Source organism: Crossiella sp. SN42 (assembly GCF_023897065.1).
Classification (GTDB): Bacteria; Actinomycetota; Actinomycetes; order Mycobacteriales; family Pseudonocardiaceae; genus Crossiella.
This window is the reverse complement of sequence record NZ_JAMHIV010000033.1, coordinates 1-13,908: the sequence shown is the minus strand read 5'-3', so window position 1 is coordinate 13,908 and position 13,908 is coordinate 1. Positions and strand designations below refer to the sequence as shown.

Below are 13,908 nucleotides of genomic sequence, written 5' to 3'. Positions count from 1 at the left end.
TGTGCACGTGACCTGGCTGGACCGGCTCCGCGCGGAGCCCCGACTGATCCTCGACGCTGTGCGCGCGGCCTCCCCGGCCCGGATCGTCGGTGAGTCGCTGCTCGTGCTGCTCGTGCTCGGCCTGGCGTTGCTGCCTGTGGTGCTGCTGCCGCTGTCCATGCCGTCGGTGTTCGTCGCGGCGGCGCTGGCCGTGCTGCTGACCGTGGCCCGGCTGCGCTGGCCGGCCGGTGCGCTCCTCGGCACGGCCGGGCTGTACCTGGTCGGCTCGTTCGCCGCGATGCCGGTGCTGGCGGTGATCAGCTTCCACGCCGGGCGGCGGGTGCTGCCCCGGTCGCGGCTGTGGCTCGCGCTCGCGGTGACCCTGCTCGCCGGGTTCCTGCTCGGCGGGCCGGACTTCGAGACCGAGGAACTGGCCGGGTACCTGCTGATCACCACGGGCCTGTTGGTGCTGCCCGCGCTGGCCGGGTTGCTGGTGGGGCGGCGGCGGCCGCTGTCGCGGGTGCTGCGCGACCGGAACGAGTACCTGGAACAGGTGCGGCTGCTCACTGCCGCGGAGGCGCGCACCGCCGAGCGCGCGCACATCGCCGCGGAGATGCACGACCTGCTCGGGCACCGGCTGAGCCTGATCTCCATGCACGCCGGCGCGCTGGAGCTGGCCACCGCCAAGCAGGCCCCCGAGCTGAGCGAGCACGCGCACCTGTTGCGCACCACCGCGGGCACCGCCATGGCCGAACTGCGTGACGTGCTGGGCATCCTGCGGGTCGGCCCGGCCGAGGAGCTCGACCAGGACAGCGGCACCAGGGCCGACCTGGCCCGGCTGGTGGCCGAGTCGCGGCGGGTCGGGGTGGACGTCGAGCTGTGCTGGCAGGGGCCGGAGCTGGACGAGGTCGACGTGCGGGTGCGGCGGGCGGTGCACCGGGTGGTGCGCGAGGGGCTGACCAACGTGCACAAGCACGCCCCGGCCGCGACCGCCAAGGTGCGGGTCGAGGTCGATGCGGACTGGGTCCGGGTGGCGGTGCAGAACGGTCCGGCCGCCGGCGGGCCGCTGGGCACCCGGCGCGGGCTGGCCGGGTTGCAGGAACGGGTGGAGCTGCTGGGCGGCCGGTGCACCAGCGGGTCCACTGTGGACGGTGGGTTCGAACTGCGGGCCGCGCTGCCGATGCTGCCGCCCGCCGCGCCGGCTCCGGAGCGCGCGGCGCCGGTCGCGCCGCCGGGTCCGCTGGCCGGGGAGGTGCTCACCGCGGGCCGGGTGCTCGGCTCCGGCTGCCTCGGCCTGCTGGTGGTGGCGCCGATGCTGCTGGTCGCGGTGGTGTTCGTGGTGCTGGGCTTCTTCACCGGCGGTGGCCCGATCCCGGCCGCCGACTACGCCGGGCTCAACCTCGGCGCCAGCCAGGAGTCGGTGCGCGAGCGCTTCGGCCAGGGCAGCGACCTCAGCCCGTTCGACCCGGTGCCGATGCCGGAGAACGCCGAGTGCCTGCACTACCGTGCGGCAGACGATCCCGCGGTGCGCCAGTACCGGCTGTGCTTCCGGGACGGGATGCTGGTCAGCAAGGAGGAACTGCGCCGGTGAGCGAGCGGGAGATCCGGGTGCTGATCGCCGACGACGAGCGGCTGATGCGCGCCGGGGTGCGGATGATCGTGGAGACCGCCGAGGACATCGTGGTGGCCGCCGAGGCCGGTAGCGGGCCGGAGGCGGTGGAGGTCTGTGTGCGGCAGCGGATCGACGTGGCGCTGCTGGACATCCGGATGCCCGGCGGGGACGGGCTGGCCGCGGCCGCGGAGATCGCCCGGCTGGCCCCGGACACCAGGGTGGTCATGCTCACCACCTTCGGCGAGGAACGCTATGTGGCACAGGCGATGCGGGCCGGGGCGACCGGGTTCGTGCTCAAGGACACCGGGCCGACCGAGCTGATCCGCGCGGTGCGGCTGGCCGCGGCGGGGGAGTCGGTGCTGGGGCCGCGGATCACCCGCGACCTGATCGAGCGGCACCTGCTCGGCCCGGCCCGCGCCAGGGACGCCGGGCCCAGGGTGGCCCGGCTCACCGACGCCGAGCGCGAGGTGCTCAAGCTGGTCGGCGAAGGGCTGTCCAACGCGGAGATCGCGCAGCGGCTGCACATCGGCGTCGGCACCGCCAAGGCGCACCTGAGCCGGGTGCTGACCAAAATGGACTGTGCGAACCGGGTGCAGGCGGCGATCGTGGCGCACGAGGCCGGGCTGCTGGACTGATCCCCGGTGGGTGGGGCTTCAGGTGAAGTCCGGCGGCAGGTGCGGGATTCCCTTCAGCTCGTGGAATCCCGGGGTGCCCGCGACCAGCAGTGCGCCGTCCCACAGCCGCCCGGCCGCCTCGCCGCGCGGCGCCGTGGAGATCACCGGGCCGAAGAAAGCGGTGCCCTGGGCGGCGATGATCGGGGTGCCGACATGCTTGCCCACCAACGAGATTCCCCGTTCGTGCGAGGCGCGCACAGCCGCGTCGTAGCTTTCGTCGCCGGCGGCCCCGGCCAGGTCGGCCGGTAGTCCGGCCTCGGTGAGCGCGGTGGCGAAGTCCCAGTCACCGTGCTCGTGCACCCTGGCGCCGTAGGCGGCGAAGAAGCGGCGCAGACCGTCCTGGCCGTGCTGGCGTTCCACCGCGGCGCAGACCCGCACCGGCATCCACAGGTAGCCGCCGGTGTCGCCTTCCGGGTCGACCTCCAGGTGCTCGTTGAGCACGGACAGGCTCATCACGTGGTACCGCAACGTGATCGGCCGGACCCGTGCCACCTCGGTCAGCCAGCGCGCGGTGACCCAGGTGTACGGGCAGCTGGGGTCGAACCAGAAGTCGACATCGGTTTCCGCCACGCGACAAGGCTGTCAGCCGCACACCGCGCTGTCCACCACCTTGGTCAGCACCTGCTGGTCCAGCGCGGTGCCGGTGGTGAGCGAGCTCTCCAGCCGGTGGCTGCCGTTGGCGCTGCTGAGCATCACGCTGAGGTAGCCGGGAATTCCGCCGGTGTGGCCCCACAGGGTGATCCCGCAGCTGCTGGTCATCTTGAAGTAGCCGAGGCCGTAGCCCGGGCTGACCGCGGTGGTCCTGGTGAGCTCGGCCTGCTGAGCCGGGGCGAGCAGCCGGCCTTCGAGCAGGGCGAGGTGGAAGCGGTCCAGGTCGGCGGTGGTGGAGATGATCTCCCCGGCGGCCCCTGCCATGCTCGGGTTCAGCGCGCTGACGTCGACCGGTTTCCCTTCCACCACCAGGTATCCGCGGGCGTGCGGGCCGAGGATGAACGGGTTGTCGCCGGGCACCTCGGTGTCGGTCAGCCGCAGCGGGCCCAGGATCCGCCGGTGCGCCTCCGCGCGCCACGACCGCCCGGTGACCTTCTCGATCAGCAGCTGCACCACCAGGAAGTTGGTGTTGGAGTAGGAGGACTTCGTGCCCACCGGGAACAGCAGCGGTTTGGCCGCGGCCTTGCGCACGGTGCCCAGCGCGGTGTGGTGGTCGAAGCGACGGGGCAGGAACTCCTTGGGGTCCCTGGGGATGTCGTCGGTGTAGTTGTGCAGGCCGCTGGTGTGCTGCAACAGGTTCCGCACGGTGATCCGGTCGCCGTCGGGCAGCAGGCCGGGCAGGTGGCGGGAGACCGGGTCGTCCAGGCCGATCCGGCCCTCGCCGACGAGTTGCAGGGTGACGGTGGTGGCGAAGGTCTTGGTGATGCTGCCGACCCGGAAGCGGCCGTTCAGCGGTACCGACTGTGGGCTGCCCAGCTTGGCCACGCCCGCGCGGGCGGTGAACTGGCGGCCGTCCCTGGTGACCCGGATCTGCACACCCGCGGCCCCGCTGGCCACCGCGGCGGTCAGTTGCCGTTGCACCGCCTCGCGATGCGGGTCGGTGCTCGCGGCGGCGGTACCTGTAGACGTGGTGATGAGGACCAGCGCGGCGAACACCGCGGTGGTGGCACGGATCGATGTCATCGGACTCCCCTTCCGGTTGCTGCCATCTTGCCCGCAACCGGTGCGGGTGCGCACACTCAATCGTGTGGGTCCGGACGAGCTGGGCTGGGTGCGCGGGGAGATCGACCTGACCAGGGCGAATCCCGCGCGCATGTACGACTACTTCCTTGGTGGCACGCAGAACTTCCCGGTGGACCGGGAGCTCGCCGACGCGGCCATCGCGCTGCGCCCGGAACTGCCCAGGGCGGCGCGGCTGAACCGGGCTTTCCTCGGCCGGGCAGTGCGGTACGCGGTGGACCTGGGCCTCCGGCAGTTCCTGGACCTGGGCTCAGGAATTCCGACCGAGGCGAACGTGCACGAGGTGGCGCACGCGGCCGATCGGCGGTGCCGGATCGCCTATGTGGACGCCGAACCGGTGGCCGTGGCGCACAGCCACCGGCTGCTGGCCGGGCATCCGAGGGTGAGCGTCACCCAGGCCGATCTCCGTGACGTGTCAACGGTGCTGGCCGCCGACGGGGTGCGCGCGCAGCTGGACTTCAGTCAGCCCATCGCGCTGCTCCTGGTGGCGGTGCTGCACTTCCTGCCGGATGAGGACGAGCCCGCCGAGGTGGTGCGGCGTTACGCCGAACGGCTCGCACCCGGCAGCCTGGTGGCGATCTCCCATGTCACCACGGACAACCTGCCGCCGGAGTGGCGCTCGGTCGCTGGTCTGTACCAGCGCAGCGCCACCCCGATCCACCCGCGGCCGAAGGCTGACGTGCTGGCCATGTTCGGCGAGCTGCCGCTGGTCCCGCCAGGGCTGGTGGACGCGGTGGACTGGCTGCCCGATCGCGGTCAGCCGGCCCTGGCGGTGAGCGGTTTCTACGCCGGAGCGGCGCGGAAACCCTAGCTGTTGCCCAGGATCGTGCGCGCCACCTCGACGGTGGTGGTGGCCTTGGCGTGGCCGAGGGCGCGGATCACCGGTCCGGCGATCGCGTCCAGCTCCAGTGCCCGGCCGGCCTGGCGGTCGCGCAGCATCGAGGACCGCATGGTGCCGGGCAGGCTCCGGATGCGGGACTCCACCGCGTCGGCGTTGATGTCCACCCCGTGCACGGCCGCCGCGGCCGCGGCCTCGTCCACCAGTGGCCGCAGCCATTCCGGCTTGCGCCGCAAGGCTTCCTCGATCGGGGCGTCCGCGCCGGTGGTGAGCAGCGCGAACGGGTCCAAAAAGGACAGCTTGCGCCACAACACGGTCTGCTCGTCGGGGTGCGTGCCCACGGTCAGCCCGGCCGCGCGGAACAGCTCGGCCGCCCGCACGCCCTCGGGTGTGCCGTCCGCGATCGCCAGATCGGCCATTGTGGACAGTTGCTCGATCGCACCCGGCCGGTGCCGGACCGCCTCCACCGCGATGCTGGCCGCCAGCACGGTGGCCCGCGGGTAGCTCGCCCGCAGCACCGGCAGGTGGTCGATCCCGTTGAGCAGCGGCAGCACGATCGCCTTGTCCAGCACCGCGGCCGGGACCCGCTGCACCGCGGCGAGCAGTTCGGTGGCCTTGACCGCGATCACCAGCACCTCCACCGGTGCGGTGAGCCACGGGCGCGCGTCCGGATGGCTCACCACCGGCGCGGCGCCCGGGGCCTGGAAGGACAGTCCGTGTGCGGTGATCTCCGCCGCGGTCCGCTCGGTGGCGACCACGGTGACCTCATGTCCGGCCGCGCCCAGCCGGGCCGCGATCAACCCGCCGACTCCGCCCGGTCCCAGTACTCCGATGCTCGCCATGACCCCTCCAGTCTGTAGTGCCGGGCCGCGTCCGGCCCGGCACCCATCAGATCAGAGCTGGGCGTACTCGCGCCAGATGAAGGCGAACGGATCCCAACCAATGACCTTGCCGGGGCTGCGCCAGTTGTGCCACGGGGAGTTGGTGCTCGCCCAGCCGCTCACGTTGCACGAGGTCGGCCTGATGCAGTTGGTCGTGCGCTGCTGACCCGCGACCGCGACCTTGGTGGTCTGCCAGAAGCAGCCCACGGTGCCCTGCGGAATGCCCCGGGTCGCGTTCACGCCGCCGGTTGCCCTGAACTGGATCTCCCGGGTGTAGCCGGGGCCGGGGGAAGTCCCGAACCAGGGCGAGATCCACTCGCCGACGAAGGTTCCGGTCTGGTGCCACTGGTTGTCACAGGGCACCGGGATCCTCGGCGCGGGCGCGGATGCCTCTGGCGTGGCCGTGGCCTGGGCGGTTGCGCCCATGGTCAGCGCGATCGCACTGGCCGCGGCCAGCACGAGTGCCTTCAACTTGGACATGTGGAAACCCCACTTCCGTCAGTGCGAGGGCAACAGTGGCGGCCAGTCCCCCGCATTTCTTGTGGACGAAGCTAGGAATGGCTCGGACCACCCGCAAGATGGTTCAGGCAGGGCTGAAGGCGGGTGGTTCAGGAAATGTGCAGCAGCTCCTGGGCCGCCTCGGCGATGTCGGACTCGGCCAGCAGCACGTGGTGCGCGGCCGGGCCGAGCGGGATGAAACTGTCCACGCTGGACACCCGGCGGATCGGCCCGCGGAAGCCGTGGTCGGTGAGCGCGGTGACCACGGCCTCGGACACCCCGCCGGTGCGCCGGGTCTCATCCGCGATCAGCACCCGGCCGGTGGCCTCGGCCTCGCGCAGCAGGTCGGCCACGGGCAGCGGGGCCAGCCAGCGCAGGTCGACCACCCGGCAGGACAGGCCGAGGCGGCGGGCCACCCGCAGGCTCATCGGCACGCCGTTGCCGAAGGTGACGATGGTCAGCTCGGTGCCCTCGCCGTGGGTGCGGGCCCGGCCGGGGCCGGCGGGGGCGGCCGGTAGCGGGTCGAGCCAGGCGTTGTCGCCGGGGGAGTGCAGGTCCCTGGTGTGGTACAGGGCAATGGGTTCCAGGTAGACGCAGACCGCGCCGTGCCCGCGGGCCGCGGCGGCGCAGGCGTGCAGCAGCGGGGCGGCCTCGGCCGGGTGCGCGGGGACGGCGATGACCAGACCGGGGATGTCGCGCAGGGCGGCCAGGGCGTTGTCGTTGTGGAAGTGGCCGCCGAAACCCTTCTGGTAGGCCAGTCCGGCGATCCGCACGACCATCGGGTTGCGGTACTGGTTGTCAGCGAAGAAGCGCAGCGTGGCCGCCTCGCCGCGGAGCTGGTCGGCGGCGTTGTGCAGGTAGGCCAGGTACTGGATCTCCGGGATGGGCAGGAAGCCGCAGAGCGCGGTGCCCAGCGCGGTGCCGAGAATGGTCTGCTCGTCCAGCAGGGTGTCGAAAACCCTTGCCGCGCCGAAGGACTTGCGCAGGCCGCGGGTGACGCCGTAGACGCCGCCCTTGGCCGCCACGTCCTCGCCGAAGACCAGGGTGGCCGGGTCCTCGGTGAGCAGCTGGGCCAGGGCGTGGTTGATGGACTGGGCCAGCGTGCGGGGCTCGGCAGCGGACGTGTCGACGAAAAGCGTTGGCGTGGCAGGGAAGTCGCCGGTGGCCAGCGGCGCCAGCACCTGCGCCGCCGAGGCCAGCTTCGGTTCGGCGATCGCCTCGGCGGCCAGCGCGGCGACCTCCGCGCGCTTGGCCTCGTACCGCGCCAGCAGCTGGGCCGGGGTCAGGATGCCGTGCTCGGCCAACAGGATCGCGGTGCGCAGGACCGGGTCGCGGGACAGGTCGGCGGTGATCTCGGCCTGGCTGCGGTAGGCGGACTCGACGTCGGAGCCCGCGTGTCCCATCAGCCGCACCGTGCGCAGCCGCAGGAAGGCCGGGGCTCGGCGGGTGCGCACCCAGTCGGCAGCGGCCTCCGCGACCCGGAGCGCCTCGGGCAGGTTGGTGCCGTCGGCGTCGAAGTAGCGCAGGCCGGGGCGGTTGCCGTAGGCGGCGGCGATCCAGTCCTTCGGGGTGCGCACGCTGATGCCGATCCCGTTGTCCTCGCAGACGAACAGCACCGGCAGCGGCAGCTTCTGGTAGGCGCAGTGGGTGGCGGCGTTGAGCGCGCCGGTGGCGGTGGAGTGGTTGGCGGAGGCGTCGCCGAAGGAGCAGACCACGATCGCGTCCGCCGGCCATTCGGTGGGCAGGCCCAGCTTCCGGGCGCGTTCGATGCCGAAGGCGACGCCGACCGCGCGGGGCAGGTGCGAGGCGATGGTGGAGGTCTGCGGGATGACCGACAGGGCGCGGTGGCCGAAGACCTTGTGCCGTCCGCCGGAGATGGGTTCGGCCGCCGCCGCGGTGATGCCGAGCAGGACGTCCCGCAGCGGGGTGGAGCCGGGCTTCTGGGCGGCGCGGGCGAGGTAGAAGCCGCCGGAGCGGTAGTGCAGCAGGGCGGGGTCGGTGACCCGGAGCGCGGCGGCGACCGCGGCGTTGCCCTCGTGGCCGCTGGAGCCGATGCTGTAGAAGCCCTCGCCGCGCCGGCCCAGCTCGCGCGCGGCCAGGTCCAGGTGGCGGCTGCCCAGCTGGGCGTCGAACAGGGCCAGCGCCCGGTCCGCGTCCAGCCCATCAATGTCCATTGTGGACTGTGCGGTGGGCATATTCCTTATGACGTCAAGGAAGTGCTGGTCGACCGGCTGGGTCATCGGTAGGCCGGGTTGCCGGTGAGGGCCTCGCCGAGCACCAGGGTGTGGATCTCGCTGGTGCCCTCGTAGGTGAGCACGGACTCCAGGTTGTTGGCGTGCCGCAGCACCGGATATTCCAGGGTGATGCCGCTGGCGCCGAGGATGGTGCGTGCCTCGCGGGCGATCTTGATGGCCTCGCGCACGTTGTTCAGCTTGCCGATGCTCACCTGCCGCGGGTGCAGCTGCCCGGCGTCCTTGAGCCGGCCCAGGTGCAGGGCGAGCAGGAAACCCTTCTGCAGCTCCAGGCTCATGTCGACGAGCTTCTGCTGGGTGAGCTGGAACCCGGCGATGGGCTTGCCGAACTGGGTGCGGGTGACCGAGTAGTCCAGCGCGGTGTCCAGGCAGTCCTTGGCCGCACCCAGCGCGCCGAAGATGATGCCGAAGCGGGCCTCGCTCAGACAACTCAGCGGGCCACGCAGTCCGGCGGCCTCGGGTAGCTGGGCGTCGGCGGGCAGGCGGCAGTCGTCGAAGAACAGCTCGGAGGTGACCGAGGCGCGCAGGGACAGCTTGTGCGTGATGTTCCGGGTGCTGAAGCCGGGGGTGTCGCGCGGCACCAGGAACCCGCGCACGCCGTCCTCGGTCTGCGCCCACACCACGGCCACGTCGGCCAGCCCGCCGTTGGTGATCCACATCTTGCCGCCGTTGAGGATCCAGTCGCCGCCGTCGCGCTTGGCGTTGGTGCGCATGTTGCCGGGGTCGCTGCCGTGGTCGGGTTCGGTGAGCCCGAAGCAGCCGATCGCGCGGCCCGCGGCCATCTCCGGCAGCCAGCGCTGTTTCTGCTCCTCGGAGCCCCAGCGGTGGATGGCGTACATGGCCAGCGAGCCCTGCACCGAGACGAAGCTGCGGAACCCGGAGTCCACGCCCTCCAGCTCGAAGCAGGCCAGCCCGTACCCAACCGCGCTGGACCCGGCGCAGCCGTAACCCTGGAGGTGCATGCCGAGCAGCCCGAGCTTGCCGAACTCCAGCGCCAGGTCCCGATCGAAGTAGCCGCGCTCGAACCAGTCCCCGATCACCGGCCGCAGCCGCTGGTCGGCGAACCGCCGGACGGTGTCCCTGATGAGCCGCTCCTCCTCGGTGAGCAGCCCGTCGGCGGACAGCAGGTCCAGTGGGTCGATCCGCTCGGGCATCGTCTCTCCGCTCATTTCACGCCGGGTTTCCAGCATGGCCCGGGGGCCGGGGCAGCCCCAAGTCCCCCAGGCCGACGGACCTTCGCGCTGAGCACAACGACGGCTGGGCCTAGGGGTTGCGGGACAGGATGGAGTGCAGCCGTTCGAGTGGAATCTTGGGCGTACGGTGCTCGTCGAGCAGCCCGTTGGTCTCCTGCTCGGTGTCGGTGAGCTGGGTGAAGCAGTACCCCGCGAGCCCACCGGAGCGCGCCGCGCCGATCACCGCGTCCAGCATGGCCGCGTAGTCCTCGGCCGAGTCGATGGTGCCGTAGCCGAAGACCTCCGCCCCGTTGACCGGGGTGAAGGTGGCCCCGCCGAACTCGCTGAGCATGATCGGCTGCTCCGCGTAGTCCACCCCGTCCAGCAGCAGCCGCCGCGAGTTGGGCCAGCGCTCGGTGAACTGCCCCCGGTCCAGGTTCTCCCTGGTGTAGCGGGACTTCAGCGTGTCCGGGTCCTGGTGGTAGTCGTGCACACCCCAGAAGTCACCCCCGGCGATCTCCCAGCCGTCGTTGGCGATGGCCGGACGCGAGGGATCCAGCGACTTGGTCAGGTGGAACAAGGCTTGGGCGAGGTGCCGCTGCGCCGGGTCGACCCCGATGTCCGGCACCCCCCAGCTCTCGTTCAACGGCACCCAGGCCATGATGCTGGGATGGCTGCGGTCCCGCTGCACGGCCCTGGGCCACTCGGCCAGCAGCCGCTGGGCGGTGGTCGGCCCGAACTCGAACGCGCTCGGCATCTCCTCCCACACCAGCAGCCCAAGCCGGTCGCACCAGTACAGGAACCGGGGATCCTCCACCTTCTGGTGCACCCGGATCCCGTTGAGCCCCAGCGCCTTGGCCAGCTCCACCTCCCGCCGCAACTCCTGCGCCGAGGCCGCCAGATGCGACTCCGGCCAGTAGTTCTGGGCAAGCGCGAACCGCAGGAACGTGGGCCGCCCGTTGACCAGGAACCGCCGGTCAGCCACCCCAAAACTGGACAACCCGAGGTAGGAGGACACACTGTCCACCACCGCCCCGTCCGCGCTCAGCAACCGTACCGAGGCGTCGATCAGGTGCGGCCGCTCCGGAGTCCACAGTAGACGGTCCAGGTCCTGCGCGTTCCGCAGCGCCGGAATGGCGATATCGCACCGAAGCTCACGAGTGGTGAGCCGAAAACTCTGCACCGCAAGGACTTCGTCCCCGAACCGGAGCTCCACCTCCGCCGTGTGCGCCTCCGCGGGCCAGGTGTTGAGCCCCAGCTCGCACCGCACCCGGCAAGCGGCCACCTCCGGCGTCCAGTGCAGCGAGTCCACCCGCAGCGCGGGCACCTCCTCCAGCCACACCGGCTGCCAGATCCCGGTGGTCCGGTGGTACCAGATCACATGCGGCTCAACGGCCCAGTCCTGTTTCCCCCTGGGCTGCGCGGTGTCCTGCGGCCAGTCCTCCACCCGGACAGTGACCACCTGGGTGCCGGACTGAGTCAGCGCCCAGGTCACATCAAGCGAGAACCCAACATGCCCACCCTCGTGCGCGCCAACCTGATGCCCGTTGACCCACACCGTGGCCCGGTAGTCCACCGCACCGAAGTGCAGCAGCAAGGCCCGCCCGGGAGCAGGGGGAGCGGCGGTGAACTCCCGCCGGTACCAGACCACCGGATGGAACCCCCGGTCCCCGATCCCGGACCGCTTGGACTCCGGCGGATAGGGCACGGCGATGGTCCGGTCGAACGGCTCAGCACTCCGGTACCAGCCGGAGCTCAGCCCGGAGTCGGTGTCGTCATGCGCAAACCCCCACGGCCCGGACAAATCGGACCAGTCAGGATCGCGGATGAGCTGCGGGCGGGGATGGTCGGCTGCGGCGAGGTGCGCGGCGGTCACGAAACCAGGGCTCCCGATACGGTCGAGGACACGGTCGCAGACCCCCAGTGTACAACGTTGTAAGTTGATGTTGGCAAACTTTCCGCGACACTTGCCTGGCCTTGGCTTTTGATCGCAAACGGAGCGGCCGGTCTGGGTGGTTCTGCTTCGACGGCCTGGAAAAAACACACCAGCCCTGTCAAGCGCCCCACCCACCCCGCCAACCGCACCGGAGGCTGGCACTGGGGCGCTTGACAGGGCTGGTTTGGTTTTGGAAGGCCGTCGAAGCAGAACCACCCAGACCCCGCGGAACCACCCACGCCGCTGCAAGCGCGCCAACACAAACTCGCACTTGTCTGCAACTCATCTCGCCGCCTTTGATCCTCCCCCCTGCTTTGATGGTCTGCCCGTCCGGCGAGGACACTTCTTCTTCTTCTTCTTCTTCTTTAAAAGCGAAAAGATTGTCCTCGCCGGACGGGCAGGCCCCCGGAGGGGTGGGACAAGTCAAAAGCCGGGACAAGCAGGTTGCGGGGTTGAGCAGGCTGCCGGGGCCGGTTCCAGCGTGCTCGCGACCCTCTCGTCTTCTCCGCACGACCTTCCGACAGCAAACCACACCTCCCCGCCCGGCCCCCGTCACGTTGGGCAGGCCGGGCGGCGGCAGGTTGCAGGGGCCGGGCGGGGAGGCGCGGTCAGCAGTCTCCAGGCCGTACGGAGAAGACGAGAGGCCCGCTTTGTGGGTTTTCACCCCCGGGGTGGACCTTGTCGCACATCGGGACTGTCCACAGTGGATTCGCTTGACCTGGAGCGCGCTTCAAGTCATAGCGTCGTTGCCATGACGACCCCACAACGGCCCCTCAACTCCGGTTTTGGCGCGCACAGCACCGCCACCGAAGTCCTCGCCGGTATCGATCTCACCGGCAAGCTCGCCATCGTCACCGGCGGCTACTCCGGTCTCGGCCTGGAGACCACCCGGGCGCTGGCTGCCGCCGGTGCGCACGTCGTGGTCCCAGCCCGACGTCCGATTCTGGCCACCGAAGCCCTTGGCGACGAGGCCGAAGTCGCCGCGCTGGACCTGGCCGACCTCGACAGCGTGCGGACCTTCGCCGACAACTTCCTCGCCACTGGTCGCGGTATCGACATCATGGTCAACAGTGCGGGGGTGATGGCCTCGCCCGAGACCCGGGTGGGACCGGGCTGGGAGCTTCAGTTCGCGGCCAACCATCTTGGGCACTTCGCGCTGGTCAACCGGTTGTGGCCGGCGCTGACGGGTCGGGATGCCCGGGTGGTTTCGGTGTCCTCGCGGGGGCACTTCCTCTCCGACATCCGCTGGGAGGACCCGCAGTTCGCCAATGGCTACGACAAGTGGCAGGCCTACGGGCAGAGCAAGACCGCGAATGTGCTCTTTGCCGTGCACCTGGACGCCATCGGGCGGGAGCACGGGGTGCGGGCCTTCGCGTTGCACCCGGGGGCGATCATGACGCCGCTGGCCCGGCACATCCCGTTGGAGGAGCAGATCGCCAACGGGTGGGCGGATGAGGAGGGCAACCCGGTCGACCCGTCCTTCAAGACCGTGCCGGAGGGGGCGGCGACCCAGGTCTGGGCGGCCACCTCGCCGCAGTTGGCGGGGATGGGCGGGGTCTACCTGGAGGACTGCGAGATCGCCGAGGTCGGTGGCTCGGTGGTGGAGCACCGCGGGGTCGCGGCCTACGCGGTGGACCCGGCGTCGGCGGAGCGGCTGTGGGGGTTGTCCGCGCAGCTGACGGGGGTGGATCTGCTGGTCAGGCGGTGACCTGTGGTCCCCGACCGGTCGTGGGGCGCCGGTCGGGGACCGGGGGGTCAGACGATGCTGGCCTTCTCGATGATCACGTCCTGCTTCGGGACGTCGGAGTGGCCGCCCGCGTTGCCGGTGGCCACGCCGCGGATCGACTCGACGGTCTCCTGACCCTCGACGACCTTGCCGAACACCGCGTAGCCCCAGCCGTTCGGGGTGGGCGAGGTGTGGTTGAGGAAGTCGTTGTCGACGGTGTTGATGAAGAACTGGGCGGTGGCCGAGTGCGGGTCACCGGTGCGCGCCATGGCGACGGTGTACTGGTTGTTCTTCAGGCCGTTGGTGGCCTCGTTCTTGATCGGGGTGCCGGTGGGCTTCTGCTTCAGGCCCGGCTCGAAACCGCCGCCCTGGATCATGAAACCGCTGATGACGCGGTGGAAGATCGTGCCGTCGTAGTGGCCCTTGTTCACGTACTCCACGAAGTTCGCCACCGTGTTCGGCGCCTTGTCGGCGTCCAGTTCCAGGACGATGCTGCCGTGGTTGGTGTCCAGACGTGCCTTGGTCATGCCACGATTCTGTCACCGCACGACGGCGCACGCTGGGCTGGGCTAGGCCGGGTCGTCAAAGCCCCGCCCGCGGTAGCCGCGC

General features: G+C 70.9%; 12 protein-coding genes. 4 read left to right on the top strand and 8 right to left on the bottom strand.

The features are described 5' to 3' along the window. Positions 1-7: 7 nt before the first annotated feature. A complete protein-coding gene (locus M8C13_RS33385; RefSeq protein ID WP_252484761.1) occupies positions 8-1,570 on the top strand; it encodes a histidine kinase in 1,563 nt (520 codons plus the stop codon). Further along, the gene (locus tag M8C13_RS33380; protein WP_308202885.1) at positions 1,567-2,226 is read left to right on the top strand and encodes a response regulator transcription factor; all 660 of its coding nucleotides are present in this window, start codon (positions 1,567-1,569) and stop codon (positions 2,224-2,226) included. Before M8C13_RS33385 ends, M8C13_RS33380 begins: the two co-directional genes overlap by 4 nt. An 18-nt stretch (positions 2,227-2,244) precedes the next feature. On the opposite strand, the gene M8C13_RS33375 is transcribed toward M8C13_RS33380, so the two are convergent. Both M8C13_RS33375 and M8C13_RS33370 read right to left on the bottom strand, forming a co-directional pair. Continuing rightward, the gene (locus M8C13_RS33375; RefSeq protein ID WP_252484760.1) at positions 2,245-2,835 is read right to left on the bottom strand and encodes a DsbA family protein; all 591 of its coding nucleotides are present in this window, start codon (positions 2,833-2,835) and stop codon (positions 2,245-2,247) included. A gap of 12 nt (positions 2,836-2,847) precedes the next feature. After that, the gene (locus M8C13_RS33370) at positions 2,848-3,939 is read right to left on the bottom strand and encodes a serine hydrolase (RefSeq protein ID WP_252484759.1); all 1,092 of its coding nucleotides are present in this window, start codon (positions 3,937-3,939) and stop codon (positions 2,848-2,850) included. Positions 3,940-4,003: 64 nt separating this feature from the next. Here M8C13_RS33370 and M8C13_RS33365 point away from each other — a divergent pair, with 64 nt between their 5' ends. Further along, complete coding sequence (locus tag M8C13_RS33365) at positions 4,004-4,807, top strand: SAM-dependent methyltransferase (protein WP_252484758.1); 804 nt, start codon at positions 4,004-4,006, stop codon at positions 4,805-4,807. On the opposite strand, the gene M8C13_RS33360 is transcribed toward M8C13_RS33365, so the two are convergent. From M8C13_RS33360 to M8C13_RS33340, 5 genes are all read right to left on the bottom strand, one after another. Beyond that, entirely contained in the window at positions 4,804-5,676 is an 873-nt protein-coding gene (locus tag M8C13_RS33360; protein ID WP_252484757.1) for a ketopantoate reductase family protein, read from the bottom strand. The two genes, M8C13_RS33365 and M8C13_RS33360, sit on opposite strands and share 4 nt — an antisense overlap. A 51-nt stretch (positions 5,677-5,727) precedes the next feature. Then, positions 5,728-6,195, bottom strand: coding sequence for a hypothetical protein (locus M8C13_RS33355; protein WP_252484756.1), 468 nt, complete (start codon positions 6,193-6,195; stop codon positions 5,728-5,730). Between the two features lie 128 nt (positions 6,196-6,323). Continuing rightward, positions 6,324-8,453, bottom strand: a complete 2,130-nt coding sequence (locus M8C13_RS33350; protein ID WP_252484755.1) for a thiamine pyrophosphate-dependent enzyme — start codon at positions 8,451-8,453, stop codon at positions 6,324-6,326. Beyond that, positions 8,450-9,619 carry an acyl-CoA dehydrogenase family protein gene (locus M8C13_RS33345; RefSeq protein WP_252484754.1) on the bottom strand — a complete coding sequence of 390 codons (1,170 nt, stop codon included), beginning with the start codon at positions 9,617-9,619 and terminating at the stop codon, positions 8,450-8,452. The genes M8C13_RS33350 and M8C13_RS33345 overlap by 4 nt, the downstream gene beginning before the upstream one ends. A gap of 109 nt (positions 9,620-9,728) precedes the next feature. After that, complete coding sequence (locus tag M8C13_RS33340; RefSeq protein ID WP_252484753.1) at positions 9,729-11,513, bottom strand: sugar-binding domain-containing protein; 1,785 nt, start codon at positions 11,511-11,513, stop codon at positions 9,729-9,731. Between the two features lie 811 nt (positions 11,514-12,324). On the opposite strand from M8C13_RS33340, the gene M8C13_RS33335 reads away from it, so the two are divergent. Continuing rightward, a complete protein-coding gene (locus M8C13_RS33335) occupies positions 12,325-13,281 on the top strand; it encodes an SDR family NAD(P)-dependent oxidoreductase (RefSeq protein WP_252484752.1) in 957 nt (318 codons plus the stop codon). Between the two features lie 47 nt (positions 13,282-13,328). Here M8C13_RS33335 and M8C13_RS33330 read toward each other — a convergent pair whose 3' ends face one another. Next, positions 13,329-13,826 carry a peptidylprolyl isomerase gene (locus M8C13_RS33330; RefSeq protein WP_252484751.1) on the bottom strand — a complete coding sequence of 166 codons (498 nt, stop codon included), beginning with the start codon at positions 13,824-13,826 and terminating at the stop codon, positions 13,329-13,331. Between the last annotated feature and the right edge of the window lie 82 nt (positions 13,827-13,908).

Bases quoted from the DNA above. Each gene is read 5' to 3' on its own strand.
- M8C13_RS33355 (WP_252484756.1), bottom strand. From the start codon at position 6,195: ATGTCCAAGTTGAAGGCACTCGTGCTGGCCGCGGCCAGTGCGATCGCG.
- M8C13_RS33370 (WP_252484759.1), bottom strand. From the start codon at position 3,939: ATGACATCGATCCGTGCCACCACCGCGGTGTTCGCCGCGCTGGTCCTC.
- M8C13_RS33360 (WP_252484757.1), bottom strand. From the start codon at position 5,676: ATGGCGAGCATCGGAGTACTGGGACCGGGCGGAGTCGGCGGGTTGATC.
- M8C13_RS33330 (WP_252484751.1), bottom strand. From the start codon at position 13,826: ATGACCAAGGCACGTCTGGACACCAACCACGGCAGCATCGTCCTGGAA.
- M8C13_RS33335 (WP_252484752.1), top strand. From the start codon at position 12,325: ATGACGACCCCACAACGGCCCCTCAACTCCGGTTTTGGCGCGCACAGC.
- M8C13_RS33345 (WP_252484754.1), bottom strand. From the start codon at position 9,619: ATGCCCGAGCGGATCGACCCACTGGACCTGCTGTCCGCCGACGGGCTG.
- M8C13_RS33350 (WP_252484755.1), bottom strand. From the start codon at position 8,453: ATGACCCAGCCGGTCGACCAGCACTTCCTTGACGTCATAAGGAATATG.